We start from the raw sequence: 20,164 nt of genomic DNA on the forward strand, positions 1-20,164 counted from the left end.
AGCGACCGTATGCGAGACTCATTCCGGCAGATCCTGAATGCATCTTCGCGGAAAATTGCCCGTGTCTATGCCCTCGCAGGCGCCTTGTGGCTGCTCCTGAGCGCGGTCGCGCTCTTTTTTCTCATCTATCATAGCACCGCCTTTCTGTTGTTCGCCCTTCTGAGCAGCGGCCTGTATGTGGGGCTCAGTTCACTGCTGTTGAGCCGTCTCCTTGCCCGGCATGAACGCGAACGGCAGCATACCCTGGATGAACTGACCTCGGCCCTTACGAAAGCCCGGGAAATGCAAACCCATACCGAAGCGGTCATCGCTGCCATCGGGGACGCCATCAGCATCCAGGACCGCGACTACCGCGTCATGTATCAGAATACCCTGCACAAGGAGCTTCTCGGGGAGCATGCCGGCGAATACTGCCACCAGGCCTACCGGCACCTGGACCATGTCTGCGAGGGCTGCCATGTCGCGCTTTCGTTCAGGGACGGAGGGATCCACCGGATTGAGCAGAAACAGACGGTCAACGGCGCCGTCCGGTGCTTCGAGATCATCTCCTCTCCCTTGAGGGATTCCCACGGAGAAGTCATCGCCTGCATCGAGGCGATACGGGACACGACGGAATGGAAGCGGTCGGAGGAAGCGATCCGCGAGAGCGAGAAACGCTATCGAACACTGTTCGAGAACGCCGGCGATGCGATCTTCATCCTCGATGCCGAGCCTCCGCACCTGGGCAGGATCGTTGATGCCAACCGGGCGGCTGCCGCCATGCACGGTTATACGCTCCAGGAACTGCTTACCATGAACATTACGGACCTGGACTCGCAAGAAGCCGCCAGCATGGTGCCCGAGCGGATCCAAACCGCGCTGAGCGGGGAGTGGATCCATGCCGAGATCAACCACGTGAGAAAGGACGGTTCGGTCTTTCCCGTCGAGCTCTCGGCGGGCCTGCTTGAGATCGAGAACCGGCGTTTCCTGCTTGCGATCGACCGGGACATCTCCGAGCGGAAGACCGCGGAAGAGTTCAGGCGGAACATCCTGGAGGCCGTGGACGAGGCCTTCATCGTCATCGACCGCGAGTTCAAGGTCGTGTCCGCGAACGCGGCCTACTCGCGCCAGGCAAAGATGCCGCTCTCCGGGATCATCGGGAAACACTGCTTCGAGATCTCGCACCGGCAGCAGTCCCCATGCTGGGAGGCGGGCGAGGACTGCTCCGTGAGGCGCACCTTCGAGACCGCGCTGCCCCAGACCGCGCTGCACGTCCACCATGACCACGAGGGCAACGAGATCCACGTCGAAACGAAGGCGTTTCCCATGATGAGCCCGTCGGGCGAGGTCGTTTCCGCGATCGAGGTCATCAACGACGTGTCGGCCAAGAGGCGGCTGGAGGAGCAGCTGCGCCACGCCCAGAAGATGGAGGCGATCGGGACGCTGACGGGCGGGATCGCCCACGACTTCAACAACATCCTGACCACGATCCTCGGCTATTCCAGCTTCCTGCTGAAGAGGCTTCAGCAGGACGACGCGTTCCGGCAGGCCATCGAGAGCATCTTCACCGCGGCGCAGCGCGCTTCCGGTCTTACCCGGAGCCTGCTCGCTTTCAGCAGGCGCCAGCCCATGAAGACCCTGCCCGAGGACCTGAACGCCGTTGTCCGGCACCTGGAAAAGCTCCTCCTCAGGATCATCGGCGAGGATATCGAGCTGATCACGGACCTGGCTGCGGAAGACCTCACGGTGATGGCGGACCGCGGACAGATCGAACAGGTGCTCATGAACCTGTGCACGAACGCCCGGGACGCAATGGCGGACGGGGGCGTGATCACGCTCGGCACGGGCCGGGTGACGCTCTCCGGCGAGGACGCGCGGGCCCGCGGCCTGGAGAAGGCCGGCTCCTACGCGGTGCTCTCCGTGACGGATACGGGAACCGGGATCGATGAGAAGCTGGCGGGAAAGATCTTCGACCCCTTCTTCACCACGAAGGACGTCGGCAAGGGAACGGGCCTCGGCCTTTCCATCGTGTACGGGATCGTGAGCCAGCACGGCGGCAGCATCGATGTCAAGAGCCAGCCCGGCAAGGGCGCGGTATTCACGATCTACCTGCCCCTGGTCAACACGCCCTCCCGTTCGCTGAAGCCGTCGGCGCAGGCCCATATCCCCGGCGGCACGGAAACGATCCTTGTTGCCGAGGACGATGATACCGTGAGGAAGCTCGTCCGGAACTCGCTCGAGGAGGTCGGTTATTCCGTGGTCGAGGCGGTGAACGGGGAGGAAGCCGTCCGCAGGTTCAGCGAGGACCGGCGCGGGATCCATCTCCTCATCCTGGATGTTGTCATGCCGAAGAAGAACGGCAAGGAGGTACTGGACGACATCCGGAAGATGCGCCCCGATATCAAGGCCATCTTCATGAGCGGTTATACGACGGACATCATCGGGAAAAAGGGGTTGGCGACCGAGGATGTTGAATTCCTGCCAAAGCCCCTGTCTGCGGACGACCTGCTGAAAAAGGTGCGGGAGGTCCTGCAGTAGGTCGCGATCGAGGGAGAGGTGCTGCTCCCGGCTATCGTTCCTGCAGCAGCACGTCCGCGATGTCCTTCCTCGTCGATGCTCTCTTCTGGGCAGAAGGATGGCCCACGGCGACAACCGCCATGAGCTCGAGGTTCTCGGGGAGGCTGAAAAGCCCGCGGACTGCCCCGGCGTTCTTCAATATCTCCCCGAGCCAGACCGCGCCGAGCGCCAGGCCGTGAGCGGCAAGGAGCATGTTCTGCAGGCAGGCGCCCATGGCCAGGTGGTCCTTCACCTCATGATACATGACGCTCTTGTCCATGAAGACCGCGATGCAGGCCGACGCCCCTTCGATGATATAGTCGTATTTCGTCTGCTTTGCCAGTTTCAGCTTGACCCCGGGGTCCCGGACGATCACGAAACGCCAGGGCTGGTTGTTCAGGCCCGAGGGCGCCCACATCCCGGCCCTGATGATCTCGAGCAGCTGCTCCCGGTCAACGGGCTGGTCCGTATACTGCCGGACGCTCCGGCGCGTGTAAATCCCTTCGAGAATATCCATGAAGAACAAAACCTCCTTAAACTTTTACCGCGAAGGCGCGAAGGACGCGGGGAAAATCTTGGGTTACAACATTACAAATTGTTGACCATTCTTTTGATTCCATCCTTCATACGGAGAACATTCCAATCAAGCAAAAAACCTAATTTACATTTTCTTATCTTGAGATATGTCAACAGCTGAGCTTCGGGGTTAACGATTTTTTCTGCCACCCTTTCAATCTCCACCTTTCCCTCCCATTGCTGTCTGGTTTGATCTCCAGTTATGGTTCATCTCTTTTCAATATCTTCATCTTCAAAATCTTCAAAAAGACTCGTCAAAAATATTTAATCTTTTCGCTTAACCCCTTCGCGTCCTTCGCGCCTTCGCGGTTCCCTGGTTTGATGGCTGTGTTTCTCACCTGTCGGCAATATGCAAATGCAGCTTGTGCAGGAACCGGTGGTATACCGGCGCGAAAAGAACGCCCGCGAACGTGAGGAAGGCGATCCCGCTGAACAGGGCGTAGAACGAAGAGAACAGCTTGCCGCCCGTCGTCTCCAGACGATCGACCGGACCCATGCCGGTCAGGATCATGGAGGCGTTCAGCAGGGCATCGATCCAGGCGAGATGGCCGAAGACCTTGTACCCCATTGTCCCGAGACCGAGCGAGAGGGACAAGATGATCAGGGAAAAGCCGGTGTAGCGCAATTGGCGTCTGATGAACCGCTTCCTGGCCAGCAAGGGTGTCTTGTAGTGCTCGAACGCCATGATGCCTCCCTTTCTCTTACAGCCTGCCGATCCTCAATACCTTCGCTCCCCGGATCTTGCGCTCTTTCAATTCCAGCAGCGCCTGGTTCGCATTCTCGAGCCGGTACTCCTGCACCTCGGGCCTGATCGGTATCTCGGCGGCCAGCTTCAGGAACTCCTCCACATCGCGGCGCGTGATGTTCGCAACGCTCCTGATCTCCTTCTCCATCCAGAGGTCGCGGGAATAATCGAGCCCGAGCAGCGCCTTCTTGTCCCCTTCTTCCTTCCGGATCGCGTTGATCACGAGACTGCCGCCCGGTTCGAGGTTCTTCAATGCCTCGACGACCGGGCCCCAGGCCGGCGTCGTGTCGATGACCGCATGCAGTTTTTCAGGCGATGACTCTTCCGCGCCTCCCGCCCACACTGCGCCCAGTTCCTGTGCGAACTTCTGTTCAGCCTCGGTCCTCGAGAAAACAAAGACCTTTGCGTTCGGATACCGGTATCGAACCATCTTGAGCACGAGATGTGCCGATGCGCCGAAGCCGGTGAGCCCGAGGTTATCACCATCCTTCAGGTTCGTCAACCGGAGAGAGCGGTACCCGATCGCGCCCGCGCACAAGAGCGGCGCCGCCTCGCTGTCTGTGAATACTTCCGGGATCCGGTAGGCATATGCCTCGGGTACGGTCGTGTATTCCGCGTACCCGCCGTCTGCGTCCCTGCCTGTGGCCTTGAAATCGGGGCAGAGATTCTCAAGACCTTGGCGACAGAACCTGCACACACCGCAGGAAGAATTGATCCAGGCAATGCCCACCCGGTCTCCCGCTTTGAACCGCCCGCCCGTGTCCTCGCTTTGCTGCACCCTGCCAACGACCTGATGGCCAAGGATGATCGGGAATTTCGACGGCGGCGTCCTGCCCTCGATCTCGTCGAGCTCGGTATGGCACACGCCGCAGGTCGAAACCCTGATGAGGATCTCATGGCGACGGGGGACAGGTACGGGAAAGTCGACCAGTTCGAGGGGAGCTTTATTGTCGGTGAGGCTGGCGATGCTTTTTAATACCATTGCTTTCACAAAACACCTCGCAGGGAACTGCGGAATGGATGCCTATGATTATTTTACCCTAAAAAAATCGAGATGACTTCCCGCTTCTTTCACGGTCCGGCTCTGCGCTCAGAGGGCACAGATCATCGTGATGGTGCGGACGTCGGCTGCTCGCCAGCATGTTTTGCCGCGGCAATCCACTTCACCCCGGAAGAGCCGTTCTCTTGTCTCAAGCAGCATATCCGTACGCTTTGGTTGCGCCTGTCTGCAGCTTGTGCTAACCTCAAAAGAGGATGAGTGCTGGTTCTTTATATTGTTGTCATGCCAAAGGCTGACGTTGACGACGCCGTTTGATCCAGGAGACGCAGCATGCACTTTGCGAAGCCTGACGGATACCTCATGGGCATCACGAATCTCACGAAAATCCGCAGGGTAAGGATTTTCGGCACCATACTGCTCGTTTTTTTCCTTCTTTACTCGATCACAGGCTTTTTTATCCTGCCTTATTACATCAAAGGGATGGCGACGGAGCAGCTGAGCAGGCAGCTCGGCCGCAGTGTTGTGATAAATTCGGTCCGCTTCAATCCCTATTCGCTTGCGGTTACCATCTCGGGCTTTGAGATCAAGGAAGCCGATGGCCGCGCGACGTTCGTGTCGTTCCGCAGGCTCTATGTCAACCTCCAGGCAGTATCAGTCTTCAAGGGCGGGCCGGTCGTCAGGGAAATAAAGCTCGAGAAGCCCCATGTCCACCTCGTCCGAACGGACGCCAATACCTACAACTTTTCCGCTGTCCTGGACAGGTTCCTGGAAAAACGTGAGGTCCGTGTTCAGGAGAGGGCCGGGAAGCCGGTTCTCTTTTCATTCAGCAATATTCAGATAATCGATGGCGATATCGAGTTCGATGACCGTCCCGTGTCAAAAAGACACGAAATCACGCAGATCAATCTCACGATTCCCTTCATCTCCGATCTTCCCTCCTATGTCGATTCATTCGTCCAACCATCGCTGGACGCGACGATAAACGGCACGCCGGTGCACGTCAGAGGCGCCACGCAGGTCTTTTCCGACTCCCATGAGACCTCTCTGGACATTTCGCTCAAGGATATCGATATCCCCACTTATGCAGCCTATGTCCCCATGAAGCTCAACGTGAAGGTGGCATCCGGCAGGCTTGATATGGCCATGAAGGTTACCTACCGCCAGTTTACCAATCGTCAGCCGATGCTCGCCATAACAGGCGAGTCAAGGATCAGGGACTTTCGGATCAGCACTACGAAGGCACAGGAGGACATTCTCAAGGTCTCCCGTTTGAGCATAAGGGACATCTCGATGGACATGGAAACCAGGAAGATCGAGATAAGCGCCATCGCCACCGAGAGGGGCTGGATAGCGATCTCGCGTTCCCCGGACGGACGGATGAGTTATGAATCGTTCATAGCTGCTCCACCTGCGGCATCGCCACCAGCGCGCACGTCTTCGTCGTCGGATCGCACCGGCCGCGTGACGCCGGCAGAAGCTCCCTGGATCATATCGCTCAAATCCATCGTCGTCGATGCCTATACCGTACAAGCGACGGACCGCAGCCTCGCCAAGCCGTTTAGCGTCACCCTGGACGAGATCAGCTGCAAGGCACAAAATATCTCCACGGAAAAAGATGCAAAAGGAACGATCGCGCTCTCTTTGCGCATTGACCGTACGGGTTCTGGCGTGGTCGACGGCACCTTCACGTTGAGCCCTCTGGCAACCGACCTCGCGGTGCGCCTCAGCAGGGTCCGGCTCAAACTGATGCAGCCCTTTCTGGCGGGGCATGCGCAGGTATTGCTTGCAGCCGGAACCTTGAACGCGAAGGGCGCTCTCAAAGCACGGGAGACCGGCAAGGAAGGGCTGAACGCCGTGATGAGGGGAAGGCTCTGGATCGATAAACTCTCGCTCCTCGACAGCGTTGACGCCGAAGATCTGCTGAAGTGGGACTCGCTTTCCCTGGAAGGGATCGAGGCGCGGTACGCACCTTTGTCCCTGCATATCCGGGAGATCGTGCTTTCAAAGTTCTACTCGCGCATCATCATCAATGCGGACAGGACGGTAAACCTGCTGGAGGCCTTCAGCGCCGCGGAGCCCGCAGGAGAAACAGCGCCCCCGCTCCAGGAGCCTTCGCTCACAAAGGTCACAACGTCCGCAACACAACAGGAACAGGAACAGGAACAGGAACAGGAACAGGAACAGGAACAGGAACAGGAACAGGAACCGGCGCAGCAGCGTACGATCGGGATCGACAAGATCAGCCTGCAGGGCGGAACGATCAACTTTACCGACAACAGCATGAAGATGCGGTTCAGCTCCAACCTGTTTGACATCAAAGGACGCATTTCCGGACTCTCTTCAGATGAGAACACGCTTGGTGAAGTCGAGCTCTCGGGCGCCTACGACCGGTATGCACCCCTTCAGATCACGGGTAAGATCAACCCGCTCCGCAACGATCTGTATGTGGCGCTTACGGTCGATTTCAGGGACATGGACCTTACGTCGATCAGCCCTTACGCGGGCCGCTATGCCGGATATGCGGTTGAAAAGGGAAAGCTCTCCTTTCAGCTTCACTATCTGATCCAAAAGAACAAGCTTGATGCCCAGCACAACGTCCTTATCGACCAGTTCACCTTCGGAGACCCTGTCGAGAGCCCCGACGCGACAAAGCTGCCGGTGAGGCTCGCGGTGGCCCTCCTGAAGGACCGAAACGGCGAGATTCACCTCGACCTCCCGGTGTCGGGAGAATTGAACGACCCTCAGTTCAGGGTGGGCCGCGTCGTGCTCAAGATCATTGTGAACCTTCTCGAAAAGGCCGCCACCTCCCCCTTTGCCCTGCTGGGAGCCGTTTTCGGCGGCGGAGAGCAGATCGGTTATGCCGAGTTCGACTATGGGTCGGCAGCCCTGACGGACGCCGTAAAGAAGAAGCTCGATATCCTTGAAAAAGCGCTGAGCGAGCGGCCATCGCTCAGGATGGACATCATCGGCCACGCGGACCCCGAGCAGGACAGGGAGGGGCTGAAACAAAGCCGCATGCAGCAAAAGATCCGGGCCCAAAAGATCCGGGAACTTGCCGGAAAGAAAGATGAGACATCATCTCTTGAGTCGGTGACCGTTTCGCCCCAGGAATATCCCCTGCTCCTGAAGCGTGCCTACAAAGAAGAAAAATTCCCCAAGCCGACTAATTTCCTTGGAATCGCCAAGGACGTACCGGTGCCCGAAATGGAGAAGCTTATGCTCGACAACATGAAGGTGACCGATGAGGACCTGAAGGCGCTTGCTGACGAGCGGGTGCGTGCGGTAAGGGACTATCTCTTGCAGTCGAAACGTATCGATCCGGAGCGCATTTTCATTGTTGAGACCAAGACCCTCGAGGGCGAGAAGAAAGAGGGAATCAAAAACAGCCGTACCGACTTTCAATTGAAATGATGGTTGAAGAGTATACTAGGGCGGGTGCAGACTACCTCGTGATTATGTCTTGGGGGGATAATATCCATCAGAATTGACCGAAAAGTCCTCAAGTATGAAAAATGGGATTTTGAGTGAATCACAACACGTCGTTAATTAAACGCACTCGCTTTGCTCACGATAAATCATGTGACGCCTGAAATCGAATTTTTGGTATAACGCCGAAAACTACTCAATCATTTGTTAGATTAATGAAACCATTATGGTGAAGAAGAATGACCGATGACAAAGAACTGTCGATAAACTTCTTTAAGTCGAAAGATATAGAAGCACGCCACTTCCCAAAGCAAATAGAAGGCAAGAAAGCCGATTTTGAATTATATTTACAGAATCGACTCTTCGGATACTGCGCGTTAAAGTCAATTGTTGATTACGATCTTTCTGGTGAGCGACCGGATCCAACATATAACAAAATACAAAGTAAAATTCATGAAGCCGCAAAACAGCTTAAAACTGTCAACGCTGCGCACTCCATTCCGAATATTATTTTTTTTATAAATCATTCACAAAAGGTTGGCTGGCAAGACTTGTGGTATGTTTTATCAGGCCAAGCAACACCACCAAATCACCCTGGTGAACCAATCGACATGCGTTATCTAAATAGACTCATGGGGAAAGGCGATCTTGCGGTAATTGACTATTTCATTTGGGCAGATATGTCGGGGAGTAATATTTCTTTTTGTATAAACCGGTCATCTCCTTTCACTGTTGACTTAAAGAAAACAATAAGCTCGAAAGCATACGAGAGAAAGAATAAAGAATATAGAGGATATCTAACGAGGTCGTTCCACGCCGACCGCTTCGCGGCGTGTGAACTCCGCGTTGAGGCATACAAACCGAGGGGACGACCATTTCCCTGCATTTTTAAAGGAGAATTCAATATGCGTTGGAATCACCATGTCTCTTACTTTTTTGGCGGAGCCTTTCTCATAAATGCGATCCCACATTTTGTAAGCGGCGTTACAGGGCACCCTTTCCAGAGCCCCTTTGCTTCTCCACCAGGGCAAGGGCTCTCTTCCGTCATGGTGAATGTACTATGGGGCGCGCTCAACCTTACTATCGGCTACTTGCTCATATGCCGCGTAGGACAATTTGAGTTGCGCCGGACAAGGCATGTTCTTATTGCGGGATTTGGGGGCCTGCTCATGGCCGTGATGCTTGCACATGCATTTGGTCGCTTCTACGGGGGGCTCTGAAATATGGAAGGGAACTTTAGGGACGTTGATTCCCAGCGTGCTTTTTGTTGGCGAATATGTTCTGCATTCTCAGAACTAACGTCCCCAAGGCTGTCCCAAAGCGGCGCGTGACCCGCTGGTTAGGCCCTGGAAGCACAGGGAGGAGACCACGATGAGCAACGAACAGGTGGCACCTGAGACGAAAGGTGTTGCGGTGAAGTTACTTGCAACGGTTGACCTTGGCCCTGAGATCGAGGGCATGGCAGGGCGCCAACTTCGAATGCGTATGGTGACCATCGAGCCTGGAGGCGTCTTCGGCCCGATTCACGACCATAAAGACCGGCCAGGCACCGTCTACATACTGCAGGGAACGATCACTGACCATCGAAATGGAGTCGCTACGGACTATGGGCCGGGAGTGGGCTGGCCCGAGGATAGGAACACCACACACTGGCTTGAGAACAGAGGAACGATTCCGGCAGTGGAGATCTCGGTCGATATAGTGAGGCAGGAGTAAACTCCGGCCCGACATCGAACACGGTCGGCCCTCACAGTCGGCTCAACCGGACGCGCTTCAATCGGCATCGCCTCCCTTCGCGCGCCGGTTAGCCACAACGTTAATTGCGGATTCGGTATATTGAAAAATATCTATGCAGTCAAAAAGTATCATATTGTTTATCATGTGCATTATATGCGCCGGATGCTCTACACTAGCAACTCTGGATCGTCGTTCGAGCAAAAATTATCCCTATACTGAAATGACGAACGAATGCAAAGTTTATGAAGAATATGGCATTAAGCAGCAACCAGTTTACAGTGGATCCAGAAATGCTTTATCAAATATCATTTATCCTTTTAAATGTTATGGCGAAGCATGTATGGGCGTGATATTTTATCCGGCGATTTTACCTTATTCCTTGATAGATTTACCTTTTAGCTTCGTCGCAGACACCATAGCCTTGCCATATACCTATAACCTGCAATTCAATGTATGTCCCAGTGTTAATTGGGCCGCATTATCCGAAAAAAGAAATCTTTTAGAAGAGCGTATTTGCTTTTACTATTCCGATTACTCAAATCCGGAGCATCTCTGGGCATTAGCCAGTAGCGGTTTTAAAGGGAATATGACGAAAGAAGAATTTATTGCGTACCTATACAAAAATGACTTCATATACCCGTTTAAGAATGGTAGTTTCGTAACGGAAACGATAATCATCGACAAAAATAAAGCAAGAGTTCTTATATACGATAAATTAACGCAATACACTACACTTCCCTGGTACGATTATTGGCGTTATGAGGGCGATACTTGGTACATAGATCAGCCTAACAGAAAGACAGAGTATTCTCTAATGCTCGAGAAGCAAAAGTTTCAGCGCTAATATTATGCTGGCTTTGAGATATGAGTTGCACGGCCTTCTGAATTAACCTGTCGTTCCACGCCGACCGCAACCGTATAACGTCTGGACCATTGAACGGTATGACGACAAGCCGATAGGGGCGGTCATGAATGCGTGCTCGGACATCGAACCATGGGGCTGGTCGATTATTGCCCGGAAGTGGGATCCCACAAAATGCGGCAGACCAGCAGCGAATACAAACAACATCATGACCATTAAACGATTGAACTGACGTCTCGGGGCGCTCTCTAGCCGCGCCTCCCGCACCACCTTGCATTCGAGATCATCCATTACGGAACAAAGGGAAATACATGAATGACATGCTTTCCTACTGTGGCTTGACCTGCAATACCTGTCCGATCCATTTGGCAACAGGGCAGGAGAACCCGGAAGAAAGAACGAGAATGAGGGCCGAGATCGTGAGACAGTGCGAAGAGCACTACGGAATACGATACAGGCTGGATGAGATAACCGACTGCGACGGTTGCCGGACAGAAGGCGGGAGACTGTTCTCAGCAAGCAAGAACTGCCTTATTCGGAAATGCGCGAAGGAGAAGGGGCTTGAGAATTGTGTATATTGCCCTGAGTATGCCTGCGAGAAGCTTCAGACATTTTTTATGAAGGATCCAGATGCGAAGACACGTTTGGATGAGATGCGTCTTACCCGCCAGCGCCGACTCTAAACGCCCGCCTTGGTCATAAGCTCACCCTTTCACGTCCCCCCCCTTCCCGACCGTTCCCCATTCAATACTGTAATTGGACTTGAGGCGAAAAGATAATAAAGGACGCGGAACTACTTCACGAGTTCCCCGTACTCGCCCGGTTTCCGCTGCCGGAGGAAGCCCCAGGTCTCAGTTGCTTCTTCGCGCTCTTTGGGATCGACGTCAGCAAGCACGATGGCCTCCTTGCCGCCGGCCAGTTCGGAAACCAGTTCGCCCCAGGGACCGGCGCAGAAGCTCCGGCCGTAGAACGACAGGTCGCCTTCCTTGCCGACGCGGTTCACGCGGAAGATGAAGAGATTGTTCGCGAAGGCGTTCGCGGAGATCGCCGTTTCCCAGTGGCGGTGATTGTTGAGCGCCGCGGCGGTCGGGGCGAAGATGATCTCCGCGCCCTTGAGCGCCAGGACGCGGGAGCCTTCGGGGAAGAGGTTGTCCCAGCAGATCTGGATGCCGATCCTGCCCTTCGATGTCTCGAAAACCGGGAGCCCGCTGTCGCCGGGGGAAAAGTAGAAGCGTTCGCGATAGAGCGGGATGTCGGGAACGTGGATCTTCCGGTAAACGCCGAGGAGTCTGCCGGAATCGTACACCGCTGCGCTGTTGAAGTATGTCCCGTTCTGCGATTCGAAGAACGGGACGACAAGGACCGTCTTCGTGCGCTCCGAGGCCTGTTGGAACCGGCCGAGGGTGCCGCCGAGGGAACTGAGCGCCAGCGAAAAGGCCGCCTTGTTCTCCTCCCTCGGGAACCACGGGTTCAGGAAGAGCTCGGGAAAGCAGATGATCCGCGCTTCCTTCTCGGCTGCGATCTCGACCATCTCGATGGCCCGCTGCACGGTGCGGTCAAGCTCGGGCCCGGCGGCTATTTGTATTCCGGCGACGCGCATATGACTCCAGATCGATCCCCATTCGGGACGCGGGACGAAAGGCTGGAGTAGATTATAGCGGCTCTTGTGTCTGTTGTAAATCTCAATCTGACGGGATAACGACGACGTTCACCGCTTCCGGCAGGAGGGGAGAGACCGGACCTACTTTCCGGGATACCCGATCGTCTGCGCCAGCATGATCCGCTGCTCGGGCCGGAGCTTCATAGTGCGGGCAAGACCTGCCCGGTCAACGGAGCCGCGCACGACGGTGGCCAGCCGTTCCGACGCGCAGAAGAGATACACATTTTCCGCGATGAACCCCGTGTCAGCAGCCGCGTATCGTTCTCCATCTTCCGGGGAAGCCCCGCTCATCCGGGCCTGATCAGCGACATACACCAGGTTGATCGGCGCCTCCCTGACAAAGGCCTGGGTCCCGGTCATTGCCCGGATGTCCTCTGACAGGACCTGACGCAACAGGTGCTCTTTTGGCTCATAGAGGTAGAGGCCGTCCGCCGTCGCCACGTAGATGTCGATCTCCTGCCAGTTCCTTGCTGACGGAGCGGTCCGGTGCCCCGACTCGGGCCGGTTGATGCCGAAGGCGGCCCAGAGCAGGTTGGAAAGCACCTGCAGCGGCAGCTTTTCCGGGCTGAAGGACCGTCCGGAGCTTCTGTCTTTCAGCACCTGCATGAGCGGCCTGCCCCCCTGCATCTGCGGCTCCGGCAGGGGGACCGCCTTGCGCGCTTCGCCGGCCGGCGCAACAGCGGCGATGAAAAGGATTGTCACTATTGCGAGGAGGCTCGGGCATATTCTTTTCATGGGTCCCCTTCTCTTTCTGCGCGGGCCGCGGGCCCTGGCTCATGGCCGTTTCGGTTACAATACCGCTCGTGATGAAGGGTGCTCGCATCCTCTTAGGATGGAACACCGTGCCACAATTCAAGAATAACGCGGAGGCCAGCAGTTGGCAAGGTCGGAAAGTGCTTGCACAATGTCGCGGACAGGATCCCGAACAGAACATTACGGCAAATTGCATGCTTGGTCCCGGAATGAAAATCTCTCAGAACTCTGCGGAGGGAAATTCAACAGAATGACAATGCCTTGTGGGGGCTTGTTTGTTTGCCGATAAAGAATTGCCTTGACCTGCTGCCGCCTCTCCCAAGGTATCCCGGGGCCGGCGCGGCAACAGGGGGTCATGACATCGGTCCCAGCAGGCCCTCGATGGCCTTCCTGAGCATGGGGAGGGTATAGGGTTTCGGAACAACGCCCCGGAAACCATAGTCTGCATAGTTCGACATGATCGGGTCGTCGGAATACCCGCTCGACACGATGGCATTCACCTGGGGATCGATCAGGCGGATCTGCTCGATCGCCTCCCTGCCGCCCATTCCTCCGGGGATCGTCAGGTCCATGATGACGACCGAGAAGGACCTGCCTGCATCGCGGGCTGCGCGGTAGGCTGAAACGGCCTCTGCCCCGTCCCGGGCATAGGCGACCTCATAGCCGAGAGCGCCGAGGATGGCTCCGGTCGCAGATCGGACGATCTCCTCATCATCCATGATCAGGACGCGTCCCCTTCCCCTCGCGGCGGGGCGGGCGGAGCAGACGGGAGCCGGCGCGGCCTTCGCCTTTACCGCGGGAAGGAGGATTGTTACGTTTGCCCCCGTAACGGCGCCCGGTCCTACGGAGATCATGCCGCCGTGGCGCCGCACGACCGAGTAGCTCGTGGCGAGCCCCATGCCGCTCGCGTTCTTCCTGGTCGTGAAATAGGGGTCGAAGACCTTGTCGCGGATCTCGGGGGGAATGCCCGGCCCCTGGTCCGCGAACGAAAGCTTTATATACGTCCCTGGCGCGGCCTCCGTCCCGTTTTCCGGTCCGATCGCGACATTTGCGGCCTCCAGCCGGACGACGCCCCCCGCGGGCATCGCCTGGTCGGCGTTGATGACGATATTGCTCACGACCTGCCGGAGCTGCGCCTCATCCGCCTCCACTTCATGAAGGTCCGGGGCGATGGCGAACTCGAGGCGGGTGCGGGAGCCGCGGAGCGCGAACTCGGCCGCGCTCTTGACGACCTCGGCGAAGGGGATGACCTTCTTGATCGGCTCCCCGCCGCGGGAGAACGTCAAGAGCTGGTAGGCGAGGTCGCGGGCCCGGAAGGCCGCCCGTTCAGCGCCCTCGAGCAGTTCGGTGACATTCTTTCCGTCAAGCGTGTCCATCCTGGCATGCGAGATGTTTGCGAGGATCGCCGTGAGGACATTGTTGAAGTCGTGGGCAAGGCCGCCTGCAAGGTGCCCGAGGGACTCGAGCTTTTGCGCCCGGAGCCGCTCCTCCTCCTGTCGTTTGCGCTCGGTCACGTCGGTCGCGATGACCACCTGCGCCCGATTCCCGCCCAGGGTGACGGCGTGACGGGCAAGCTCGACCTCGACGGTCCCCCCGCTCTTCAGGCGCAGCCGGCCGGCGAAGAGATCCTGTTTCCCCGGGACAGGGTCCTTCGCCCGTTCGTTCTCCGCGAGGATGTCGGAGACGGTCATCAACAGGAATTCCTCCGCAGAATAGCCGAAGTGCTTGACGGCGGAGCCGTTGATTGCCAGGAACCGTCCGCTCGATGCGTCGACGACCCACATGGGGAGCGGGCTCTGGGCGAACAGGGTCCGGTATCGCTCCTCGCTCTCCTGCACGGCCCGGACCATCTGTTCCTTTTCACGGACGAGGCGCTGCCGCTCCATGACGTGGTCGATCACGGCCGGCAGGAGCTCCAGGAACGTCATCCCGGCGTCTTTCTCGATATAGTCCGCAGCTCCGCGCTTGAGGGCCTGCACCGCCACGTCCACATTGCCCTCGCCGGTGATCATGATGAGGGGAACGGCGACCCCCCGCTGAGCCAGGGCGTCGATAACCCCCATCCCGTTGAGGACGGGCATGTGGTAATCGACCAGCAGGAGGTCGTACGTCTCCTTCTGGAGCGCGGCAAGCCCTTCCTCCCCGTTCTTCGCGAGGTCGAGCCGATAGCCCCGCCGCTGCAGGTGCCGATGCATCAGTTGCGAGAGGATGGCATCGTCCTCCATGTACAGGATCCGCAGGGGCGTCTCGTTCATTCCGTTCACTTCTCTCCTTCGTCGGTTTCGCGCCGGACTGCTGCCGGGGCACGGAACTCCATACCGCCGGATGCGCGATCAGACGGGGATATCGCTGAAGAACAGGTAGCCGCCTTTTCCCGTTGCCTTCACGCGGTACATGGCCTGATCGGCCTTGGCGACGAGCGTTTCCACATCGTCGCCGTCGTTGGGATAGAGGCTGATGCCGATGCTCGCGCCGATGACGGTGTCGCGTTCCCTGATGTGAAAGGGCATGGCGAGGGCGCTGATGAGCTTCTCCGCCACGATGCCGGCGTCCCGCTGCGAGGCGATCCGTCCGCAGATGCCGACGAATTCATCGCCGCCCATGCGGGCGACGGTATCGGATCTCCGGGTGCACGAAGTCATCCGCTGGGCCGCCTCCTTGAGCACCAGATCACCCACTTCGTGGCCGCGCCGGTCGTTGACCTCCTTGAAACGGTCCAGGTCCACGTACAGCAGGGCGAGGACATAGTCGTTGCGCTTCGCGAGCGCCAGGAGCTGGTTCATCCTGTCGTAGAACAGCGTGCGGTTGGGAAGCCCGGTCAGCGTATCGTAGAGCGCCAGCTGTTCGAGCCGCTGCTCGATCCGCTTGCGGTCCGTAATGTCCCGGAAGATGGTCTGCACCGCCTGTTTCCCTTCGAAGGGCAAGTAAACGCTGGCGACCTCCACGTCGATGACGGTGCCGTCGAGTCGTACGAATCTTTCCTCAATCCAGTTCACCGATTCTTTCGTGCTGGACACCTGCTGGACCCGAGAGCGGGCTATCTCCTGAAATTCGGGATGCACGACCGCGAAGACCGACGTGCCGACCAGTTGGTCCGGGGTTGACGCGCCGAGCTGGTGGGCGCCGGCCGGGTTCAGGAACACGAATTTTCCCTCGATGTGGACGGCGATGCCGTCGGGCGATAGTTCCACCAGCCGCCGGTAGCGCTCTTCGCTCTCCCGCACGGTTTCCTGCATCTGGTTGCGCTCCCGGATGAGCTGCTGCTGGGAGAGCACCCGGTCGATGACGGCGGGAATGAGCTTGAGGTAGCGCATTTCAACGTCCTTCACGATGTAATCGGACGCCCCCAGCTTGAGCGCCTCGACGGCGACCTCTTCGTTCCCGTCGCCCGTCACCATGATGATCGGGACGCCGGGGCCGTTCCGGGAGAGCTCGCGGATGACGTCGAGCCCGCCGAGGAACGGCATGTTGTAATCAACGAGGAGCACGTCATAGCTCGCCTCCGCGGCCATCTTCAGGCCCTCTTCGCCGTTCGTCGCCGTGTCCACGCGAAAACCGCGCCGCTCCAGGCTTTTCTGCAGCAGGACGGAGATGCCCGGGTCGTCTTCCATATAGAGAATGCGGGTCTGGGTAATATCAACCATGGTCCTCACTCCTTCACCGGCGTCCTGACGATCGAAAGGAACATGCTGATCCTCCGGATCGTCTCGATGAACCGGTCATATTCTATCGGCTTCGTCACGTACATGTTGCAGCCGGATTCGTAGCAGCGCTCGATCTCGTGGGGGTTGTCGGTCGTCGTCAGGACGACCACCGGAATCCGTTTCGAGCGCTCGTCGCTCTTGATGATCCTCAGCACCTGGTACCCGTTCAGCACCGGCACGTTGAGATCGAGGAGCACGAGGACCGGGGGCAGGTGTTCGTCCGTGGCAAAGGCACCCTGCCTGAGAAGATAGTCGACCGCCTTCTGGCCGTCATCCAGCACGACGATGTCGTGCGTGATCCCGGCGCGCAGAAGATTTTTTTTGATCAGCACGGCATGCCCGGGATCATCTTCCACCAGGAGAATTGCCCTGGCTCGTGGCGCCTGCAGGCTCATCGTCTTCCTCCTCCCGTTCCCGGCAACCCACTCTCTTCCCCGGATGGGCCGGGGAAGGAAACGCTGAAGGTGGTTCCGGCTGCAGTTGACCCTTGCCTGCTCCCCGCCTTGCGGTCGCCGATGTTGTTCGTCCGCTCCGGCTTGCAGCCTCCCTGTCTCGTCCCCAAACGAGGCGGTCAGGATAGCAGGGCGGGTTCACGGTCTTGCGCCGTGAGAGGTACGGTAAAAGAGAATACCGTACCGGCTCCGAGTTCGGATTCGCACCAGATCCGTCCACCCAGCGACCGAATAAGCGTTTTTGCGTAGGCAAGGCCCAGTCCTTCGCCGGGAACATCCTGCCTGCCGACACGGCGGAAGATCTCAAACGCCTTTGGAATATCCTCCCGGGCCATGCCTCTGCCATTGTCGCGGACATGGAACGAGAACTCCTGTTCGTTGCGTTCGGAAGAGACCGCGATCACCCCAGGACGGCCGGGCTCGAGATACTTGATCGCGTTGTCCAGCAGGTTGCCGAAGATCTGCTCCATCGCTGTCCTGTCCGCGACGATCACGGGAAGGTCACCGACCGTTACCGCCACACCGTGCGATGCGAGCTGGTGCTCAAGCGTATTCAGGATGTCCAGCACGACATTCCGCATCTGCAACGGTTCGGGATCGAGCTTCCGCCTGCCGGCGCGGGACAGTTTCAAGATGGCATTGATCAGGTTGTCCATCCGGTTGACAGAGGACCCGATGAATTTGAGCGCCTCCGGTATGTCCTTTTTCAAGATCGGAGCGATCCGCTCCTTCTCCGCGAGGTCGAGCAGCGGGAGGTGTTTGTCGAAACAGGGCTCGATCTCCCGGAGCGACCGGTCAAGTTCCTGGGAAAACCCCTTGATGTTGACGAGCGGCGCGCGAAGGTCGTGGGACACGATGTAGGCGAATTTCTTGAGCTCTTCGTTGATCTCCACGAGTTCATCCGAGTAGCTCTTCAATCGCGCATCAGCCTGCTTCCGCTCGGTTATGTCACGCACAAATGCGCAGCTGTACTCCTGCTCGCCGAATGCAACGTAATTGGCCGTGATCTCAACGGGGAACCGGGTGCCGTCCTTTCGCTGATGAATGGTCTCGAAGGCAAGCACCTTGGCCCGAAGAAGATCCTGCCAGACGGCATTCCACATTCCGGGCGTGAGCTCGGGATCGATGTCCGGGACAGACCTGCCCAGAAGTTCCTCGCACGTATAGCCGAGCGACCGGCACGCCTGATCGTTGACGTAGAACAGCCGGCCGTCTTCGGCGATCCAGAAGCAGCCGATCGATGCCCGGTCAATGGCGAACTGGGTGAGCTGCAGCGCCTGCTCGACCCGCTTGCGTTCGGTAACGTCCCGGAAACTCCATACCCTGCCCACGCTCCTGCCTTCCAAACGGTGCGGGATGGAATAGCGTTCGAAAATGCGGCCGTCCTTGAACAGGACTTCATCGAAGTTTTCGGCGTCCGGATGATCGTAGAGTTCCCTGACCTTGCGAATGAATGTCTCCGGGGACTTCAACTGACCAAGGACATGCTGAAGGAGCCGGTCATCGTTCTTTTGTTCCATCAGCTCTGGCGGGAGGTTCCAGAGGTCCGTGAACTTCCCGTTATAATCGACCACGTTCCCCTGGTCATCGACCACGAGTATGCCGTCCGCAGTGGATTCCAGGGTGGCCCGCTTGATGGAGAGGGATTCCTTCAGCTGCTCCTCTGCCTGCTTCCGCTCGGTGATGTCGAGGGCAACGAAAACCATGCCGAGGGGAACGCTGCCGCCCTCGGTAAGCGGGGATGCGAACACGCTGACGTCGTATTTCCGCCCGTCCCTGCCGTGCCAGACCGTCTCCCGGCCGGAGGAATGCGCTCCTGTCCCGGCGGCGCTCATGTCAGCGAGCACCGGAAGAATGGACACCAGATCCTGTCCGAGAAGTTCCGATTTTCGATACCCCAGCATTTCCAGCGCAACACGATTGATGACCTGGATCCGGCTCTCCAGGTCCACGACGATCACGGCCCCTTCCATGGTCTCCAGGATCTGGGCGGCGGCAACCTCCGGCGTAATGTCCACCAGTTTATACCGCATGATGACGTACGCGCTTGTGATGACAAAGAAGAATATGGGGATATACCCGAAGGGATAGACGGGAATGCCCAGTGCAGGAAGAAAGTCGACCGCGCCCAGGTAGCCGCCGCTGAATGCTATGAGCAGCCCGCCGATTCTTTTCTTATGCCTCTCCGTCGTACTGCGACGGTATTCCCGCCAGAAGAGGCGGAGGATGAAGACCATGATACAGAAGAAAAACCCGGTAAACACGAACCCCAGCGGGCCATACTGCACGAATTTTCCCCAGAAGAACGAGCCGCTCCCCTTGATGTGCAGATCCGTAAAGAAGTTTCCCAGAGTGAAAAGCGTCGAGAGAACCAGGCTGGCCGCGAGCAGGAAGCGATAACGATAGGCCAGCCCCATGCGGGCACTGGTAAACAGAAATATGGTACTGGGGATAAAGATGGAGCCCAGCTGCGAGATCCTGATCCAGAGAAGCGACAGCCCGTCGTCAAGGCACGCATAGCTCGCCCCCGCGGCGCATAAATAGAGGCTGATGCTCAGACACATGAGGAGGAACAGAACGCCGTTGCGGGACCAATGCTCCCGGACGAAGACAAAGAATCCCAGGGCGGCAATTGCCGCCCCGACAGACAGCATGGGCATCATATAACCGCTGTATTGGTAATTGCCCGGATTCATCAATTGAACTATCAAATT

The 20,164-nt window shown here is 57.6% G+C and carries 15 protein-coding genes; 5 read left to right on the forward strand and 10 right to left on the reverse strand.

Translation table 11 applies throughout. From position 1 onward, the window contains the following. Nucleotides 1-9: 9 nt before the first annotated feature. A complete protein-coding gene (locus tag VL197_13815) occupies nucleotides 10-2,517 on the forward strand; it encodes a PAS domain S-box protein (protein ID HUJ19054.1) in 2,508 nt (835 codons plus the stop codon). 31 nt (nucleotides 2,518-2,548) lie between these two features. Here VL197_13815 and VL197_13820 read toward each other — a convergent pair whose 3' ends face one another. The 4 genes from VL197_13820 to VL197_13835 form a co-directional block, all read right to left on the reverse strand. Beyond that, on the reverse strand, nucleotides 2,549-3,052 hold the full coding sequence (locus VL197_13820) for a nitroreductase (protein ID HUJ19055.1): 504 nt from the start codon (nucleotides 3,050-3,052) through the stop codon (nucleotides 2,549-2,551). A gap of 71 nt (nucleotides 3,053-3,123) precedes the next feature. Further along, entirely contained in the window at nucleotides 3,124-3,276 is a 153-nt protein-coding gene (locus tag VL197_13825) for a GxxExxY protein (GenBank protein ID HUJ19056.1), read from the reverse strand. Between the two features lie 169 nt (nucleotides 3,277-3,445). Then, nucleotides 3,446-3,796 (reverse strand): hypothetical protein, encoded by a 351-nt coding sequence (locus VL197_13830; protein ID HUJ19057.1) that lies wholly within the window; start codon nucleotides 3,794-3,796, stop codon nucleotides 3,446-3,448. 16 nt (nucleotides 3,797-3,812) lie between these two features. Further along, nucleotides 3,813-4,847 (reverse strand): zinc-dependent alcohol dehydrogenase family protein, encoded by a 1,035-nt coding sequence (locus VL197_13835; protein ID HUJ19058.1) that lies wholly within the window; start codon nucleotides 4,845-4,847, stop codon nucleotides 3,813-3,815. Nucleotides 4,848-5,186: 339 nt separating this feature from the next. Between VL197_13835 and VL197_13840 the strand changes: the two genes are divergently transcribed. From VL197_13840 to VL197_13855, 4 genes are all read left to right on the forward strand, one after another. Continuing rightward, entirely contained in the window at nucleotides 5,187-8,267 is a 3,081-nt protein-coding gene (locus VL197_13840) for a DUF748 domain-containing protein (protein ID HUJ19059.1), read from the forward strand. Nucleotides 8,268-8,521: 254 nt separating this feature from the next. Further along, on the forward strand, nucleotides 8,522-9,502 hold the full coding sequence (locus VL197_13845) for a hypothetical protein (GenBank protein ID HUJ19060.1): 981 nt from the start codon (nucleotides 8,522-8,524) through the stop codon (nucleotides 9,500-9,502). Between the two features lie 151 nt (nucleotides 9,503-9,653). Continuing rightward, complete coding sequence (locus VL197_13850) at nucleotides 9,654-9,998, forward strand: cupin domain-containing protein (GenBank protein ID HUJ19061.1); 345 nt, start codon at nucleotides 9,654-9,656, stop codon at nucleotides 9,996-9,998. A 241-nt stretch (nucleotides 9,999-10,239) separates the two neighbouring features. Next, nucleotides 10,240-10,863 (forward strand): YceK/YidQ family lipoprotein, encoded by a 624-nt coding sequence (locus VL197_13855; protein ID HUJ19062.1) that lies wholly within the window; start codon nucleotides 10,240-10,242, stop codon nucleotides 10,861-10,863. Nucleotides 10,864-11,674: 811 nt separating this feature from the next. Here VL197_13855 and VL197_13860 read toward each other — a convergent pair. From VL197_13860 to VL197_13885, 6 genes are all read right to left on the reverse strand, one after another. Next, on the reverse strand, nucleotides 11,675-12,481 hold the full coding sequence (locus VL197_13860) for a nitrilase-related carbon-nitrogen hydrolase (protein HUJ19063.1): 807 nt from the start codon (nucleotides 12,479-12,481) through the stop codon (nucleotides 11,675-11,677). Nucleotides 12,482-12,622: 141 nt separating this feature from the next. Beyond that, a complete protein-coding gene (locus VL197_13865; GenBank protein ID HUJ19064.1) occupies nucleotides 12,623-13,276 on the reverse strand; it encodes a SagB/ThcOx family dehydrogenase in 654 nt (217 codons plus the stop codon). Between the two features lie 371 nt (nucleotides 13,277-13,647). Beyond that, the gene (locus VL197_13870) at nucleotides 13,648-15,549 is read right to left on the reverse strand and encodes a response regulator (protein ID HUJ19065.1); all 1,902 of its coding nucleotides are present in this window, start codon (nucleotides 15,547-15,549) and stop codon (nucleotides 13,648-13,650) included. A gap of 78 nt (nucleotides 15,550-15,627) precedes the next feature. Then, complete coding sequence (locus VL197_13875) at nucleotides 15,628-16,938, reverse strand: diguanylate cyclase (GenBank protein HUJ19066.1); 1,311 nt, start codon at nucleotides 16,936-16,938, stop codon at nucleotides 15,628-15,630. Nucleotides 16,939-16,943: 5 nt separating this feature from the next. Further along, nucleotides 16,944-17,393: a response regulator gene (locus tag VL197_13880; protein ID HUJ19067.1), complete on the reverse strand. Its 450-nt coding sequence runs from the start codon at nucleotides 17,391-17,393 to the stop codon at nucleotides 16,944-16,946. Nucleotides 17,394-17,569: 176 nt separating this feature from the next. After that, on the reverse strand, nucleotides 17,570-20,161 hold the full coding sequence (locus VL197_13885; protein HUJ19068.1) for a PAS domain S-box protein: 2,592 nt from the start codon (nucleotides 20,159-20,161) through the stop codon (nucleotides 17,570-17,572). Nucleotides 20,162-20,164: the final 3 nt, after the last annotated feature.

It is taken from the genome of Nitrospirota bacterium (assembly GCA_035516965.1).
In the GTDB taxonomy this organism is placed as follows: domain Bacteria; phylum Nitrospirota; class UBA9217; order UBA9217; family UBA9217; genus MHEA01.